The 4398-nt window shown below is 67.0% G+C and carries 4 protein-coding genes; 2 read left to right on the top strand and 2 right to left on the bottom strand.

The window, feature by feature from the left end:
* The first annotated feature begins 368 nt into the window (after positions 1 to 368).
* Complete coding sequence (locus VK533_RS11415; protein WP_324377702.1) at positions 369 to 1586, top strand: alginate lyase family protein; 1218 nt, start codon at positions 369 to 371, stop codon at positions 1584 to 1586.
* 1 nt (position 1587) lies between these two features.
* Here the strand turns inward: VK533_RS11415 and VK533_RS11410 are convergent, their stop codons facing one another.
* Positions 1588 to 2157: a TetR/AcrR family transcriptional regulator gene (locus tag VK533_RS11410; protein WP_324377699.1), complete on the bottom strand. Its 570-nt coding sequence runs from the start codon at positions 2155 to 2157 to the stop codon at positions 1588 to 1590.
* A 135-nt stretch (positions 2158 to 2292) separates the two neighbouring features.
* Here VK533_RS11410 and VK533_RS11405 point away from each other — a divergent pair, with 135 nt between their 5' ends.
* A complete protein-coding gene (locus VK533_RS11405; RefSeq protein ID WP_324377697.1) occupies positions 2293 to 3267 on the top strand; it encodes an SDR family NAD(P)-dependent oxidoreductase in 975 nt (324 codons plus the stop codon).
* A gap of 36 nt (positions 3268 to 3303) precedes the next feature.
* Here the strand turns inward: VK533_RS11405 and VK533_RS11400 are convergent, their stop codons facing one another.
* The gene (locus VK533_RS11400) at positions 3304 to 4380 is read right to left on the bottom strand and encodes an SMP-30/gluconolactonase/LRE family protein (protein ID WP_324377704.1); all 1077 of its coding nucleotides are present in this window, start codon (positions 4378 to 4380) and stop codon (positions 3304 to 3306) included.
* Positions 4381 to 4398 lie beyond the last annotated feature (18 nt).

Below are 4398 nucleotides of genomic sequence, written 5' to 3'. Positions count from 1 at the left end.
TCAGTGAAGAGCGTCGACCGCATAGCCACGGTACGCGACGCCGGCACATCCCTGGATCGCTCCAGGGACGAGGACGGAAAAGAGGCAGCGAAGTCTTCGACTAACAAGGCATCCGAGAGCTTCGCGCCGGTCGTTCCCCGTACGTTGCCGCACGGAGATGGGCTTGGTTCCTCTGCCCGGGCCCGGATCAGTGAACGTGAAATGCGTACACGTTTTGTTCTACTTTGTCAAGGGCATTGGAGATAGCGGGCATGATATTGCATTCCGCTCTCCGGCCAAAGCGCCTGTCACCGGCGCGTCGGACGCATCTTGCCTCCTTATGATACCGGTGTCAAAGAGAGCGAAACGAACATTCGGGAGCGGAATCGATGCGGCGATGGGCAGGGGCTTGGCTGGCGGCGACCGCCTTGACGCTGATCGGGACGGCGGTGGCCGCGCGGGCGGTCGAAACGCCGCTCCGCTGCCACGGCGCGGACGGCTATGCCGCTTCCTTCGGCGGCCGCCGCACGTTCCTGCTCGACCCCGCGCCGCTCCTCGCCGCCAAGCAGAAGCTGAAGACCGATCCCGCGCAGCAGGCGGCCTATCAAGCGCTGATCCGGAAGGCCGACCTCGCGCTGGCGCGTGCGCCGGGATCGGTCGTGACCAAGACGATCGTCCCGCCATCCGGCGACAAGCATGATTATACGAGCCTCGCGCCGTATTGGTGGCCGGACCCGTCCAAGGCGGACGGGCTGCCCTATCTGCGCAAGGACGGCGAAATCAATCCGGCGCGATCGAGCGCGGCCTATGACCGCACGGCGATCGAGCATCTGTCGGACGATGTGCGGACACTGTCGCTGGCCTATTATTACAGCGACGATCCCAAATATGCGGCGAAGACGGCGTCGATCGTGCGCGTATGGTTCCTCGATCCGGCGACGGCGATGAACCCCAACATGAATTATGCGCAGGCCGTGCCGGGGCGCGAGCTGGGGCGGGCCGAGGGCGTGCTCGACAGCAGCGGATTCCAGGCGGTGGTGGATGGCGTGGGGCTGATCGCACCCTCGGGCGCCTTGTCGCGGGCGGAGCAGACGCGGCTCGAGGCGTGGTTCGGCCGCTATGTCGACTGGATGCAGGCCAGCGCCAACGGCAAGGCCGAGGATGCGGCGCGCAACAATCACGGCATGTGGTTCGATGCGCAACTGGCAGGCTATGCGCTGTTCGCGCGGCGGCCGGACCTGGCCGAGCGGGTGGCGACGGCCTTTCCGAGCCGGCGGATCGATGCCCAGTTCAACCCGTCGGGGCGGCTGCCGGAGGAGATGAGCCGGACGCGCAGCCTGCATTATTCGGTCTACGCGCTGGATGCTGCCTATGACGTGGCGGAGATTGGCGGCTGCCTTGGCCGGGATATCTGGAATTATGCGGGGCCGGGCGGGCGGGGGCTGCTGCGCGCGACCGATTATGTGCTGGGCTATCGCAGCCATCCGGGCGACTGGCCCGGGCAGGAGATCAGGCCGGATTGGGCGGAGGTGGAGGCGCTTGGCGTCCGCGCCGCGCGAGCCTGGCCTGGGCGGATCGCGGCGGCGCCGGCGGACGTGCCGCAATAGCCTAGGCGCGCCGCATCCCGGCGAGCAGGATCGCGACCATGCGCTTGGCGCCCGCCTGCCAATCGGCGCCGGGGCTGGCATTCGCCACGCCCGCGACCGCGCGCAGCAGATCGAGCGGCTCGACATCGAGCACGATATCGCCGCTGGCGACGGCGCGTTCGGTGAGCGCGGCGATCGCGGCCTGCAATTGCGAGCCCGACGCGGCATAAAGCTCGGCCGGGCCGGCGACGAGCGTGTTGAGCGCGCCCGCCATGATCTTCTTGGTCGCGAGATAATCGACGAACAGCAGCAGCCACTGGCGCAAGGCCTCGAACGGCGGATGCGTGCGCGCCAGGGTTTCCGCGGCTTCGCCAAGCTGGCCGATCGCCTGACGATAGACATGCTCGATCAGCGCATCGCGCGTCGGGAAATGACGGTACAGCGTCCCGATCCCGACGCCCGCCGACCGCGCAATCTCTTCCAGGCTGGCCGCCGCGCCCTGCGCCGCGAAGGCCGCCATCGCCGCCTCGAGCAGCCGCTGGCGATTGCGCTCGGCATCGGCGCGCGGCTTGCGGGGGGCGTCGGTCGCCAAAAAGACACTCCTCGACCTGGCCGGCCTTGATAACCGGAGGGACCCTCCGTATATAAAACGGAGGCGAGCTATCGTTTATATCGCCTGAGGCCGCGCGACAAGCGTGCCCCACGCCTTCCTTCCACGGAGATTTTCATGACCCAGGTTTTTGGCGCGACATCCACCACCGACGAGGTGCTGGCGGGAGTCGATCTTTCGGGCAAACGCGTGCTCGTCACCGGCGTGTCCGCCGGACTGGGGGTCGAGACCGCGCGCGCGCTGGTGGCGCATGGCGCGCATGTCGTTGGCGCGGCGCGCGATCTCGCCAAGGCCGAAGCCGCGACCGCGCAGGTTCGCGCCGATGCCGCTAACGGCGGTAGTTTCGAACTGATCGAACTCGACCTCGCCTCGCTCGCCAGCGTGCGCGCCTGCGCCGATGCCCTGGTGGCGGCGGGCAAGCCGTTCGATCTGGTCATCTGCAATGCGGGCGTGATGGCCAGCCCGTTCGGCCACACCGCCGACGGCTTCGAAACCCAGTTCGGCACCAACCATCTCGGCCACTTCGTGCTGGTCAACCGGATCGCATCGCTGTTCGGTGCGGGATCGCGGCTGGTGAACCTGTCCTCGTCAGGCCACCGCTTCGCCGACGTCGATCTCGAAGACCCTAATTTCGCGCATACCGATTATGACGGCTGGATCGCCTATGGCCGCTCCAAGACCGCCAACATCCTGTTCGCGGTCGAATTCGATCGCCGCCATCGGACACGCGGCGTGCGGGCGACCGCGGTCCATCCCGGCGGCATATTGACCGAGCTCGGGCGGCATATCGGGGACGACAACATCAAGGCCCAGGTGGCGGCGATCAACGCGGATCTCGCCGCCGAAGGCCTGCCGCCCTTCCAGTTCAAGACGATCCCGCAAGGCGCCGCGACTTCGGTGTGGGCCGGTGTGGTCGCGGCGGCCGAAGAGGTCGGCGGGCGCTATTGCGAGAATTGCCACGTCACGACACGGATCACCGCCGACAAGATCATCAATCCGATCAGCGAAGGCGTGCGCCCCTATGCGCTCGATCCCGATCGCGCCGCCGCCTTGTGGGCGAAGAGCGAAGAGATGGTCGGCGAGACCTTCTGATCGCGACAGGCCCGACGCGCTTTCGCGCCGTCGGGCCTATGCCGCCCAGCCGTTGATCCCCAGCTTCAGGCGCAGCACGCGCGTGTTCGACGCCATGTAGAGCGTTGTCCCGTCGTCGCCGAAACAGCAGTTGGCGATCGGGGCGCCGTCCTCGATCAGGCCGAGCTTCTCGCCGGTGGGCGAGAGGATCCACATGCCGCCCGGGCTGGAGCAGAACATCGTGCCGTCGGCGGCGATCTTCATGCCGTCGGGGTTGCCGGGGCCGGTCATGCTGTTGGCGTCGAGGAACAGCTTGGCCGGGCCGGTGGGCAGGCCATCGGGGCCGAGATCGTAATAGACGATGCGCTTGTCCTGCACGTCCGAGTTGGAGACGAACAGGCGCTTTTCGTCGGGCGTGAGTGCGATGCCGTTGGGGCGGGTGAGGCTGCCGTCGACGAGCGTGACGCCCTGGCCCTCGACGAAGCGGTAGACGCCGTTCTGCTTCGCCTGCTTGAGCGGCGAGGCGTCGCCGGTCGTGAAGCCGTAGGGCGGATCGGTGAAGTAGATCGCGCCCGATTTGCTGACGGTCATGTCGTTGCAGCTGTTGAGGCGTTTGCCGTCATATTGGGCGACGAGGGTGGTGCGCTTCCTCGTCTTGAGATCGACGCGGTCGATCGAGCCGCCGCCGCTGTTCGCGATCAGGAGGCGTCCTTGATGATCGATCGCGAGGCCGTTCGAGCCGGCTTCGCGCACCAGCTTCGGATCAAGCCCGGCGGTGCCCGAAGGGGTCATGAAGACCGAGACGCCGTCCTTCGCGCTCCAACGGCGCATGATGTTGGCGGGCGGATCGGAGAAGAGGAGGTAGCCGCCTTCGCGCACCCAGATTGGACCCTCGGCCCATTTGATGTCGGTGGCGATGATTTCGACCTTCGCGCCCGGGCGGATGATGCGATCGAGTTTGGGGGAGAGGCGGCGAATCGTCGGGGCGACTTCGCCGGGGGCATCGGCGAAGGCGGGCGCGGCGAGCAAGGCGGCGGTAGAGGCGAGCAGGGTGCGGCGGGTGAGTTGCACGGGGGTGGGTCTCCTTAATTCGTCATCCGCATAATCGTCATTCCCGCGAAGGCGGGAATCCATATTCTCGAACCGCGCGGC

The sequence above is a fragment of the Sphingomonas sp. genome (assembly GCF_035317925.1).
Classification (GTDB): domain Bacteria; phylum Pseudomonadota; class Alphaproteobacteria; order Sphingomonadales; family Sphingomonadaceae; genus Sphingomonas_I.
This window is presented reverse-complemented; position numbering and strand designations above follow the sequence as displayed.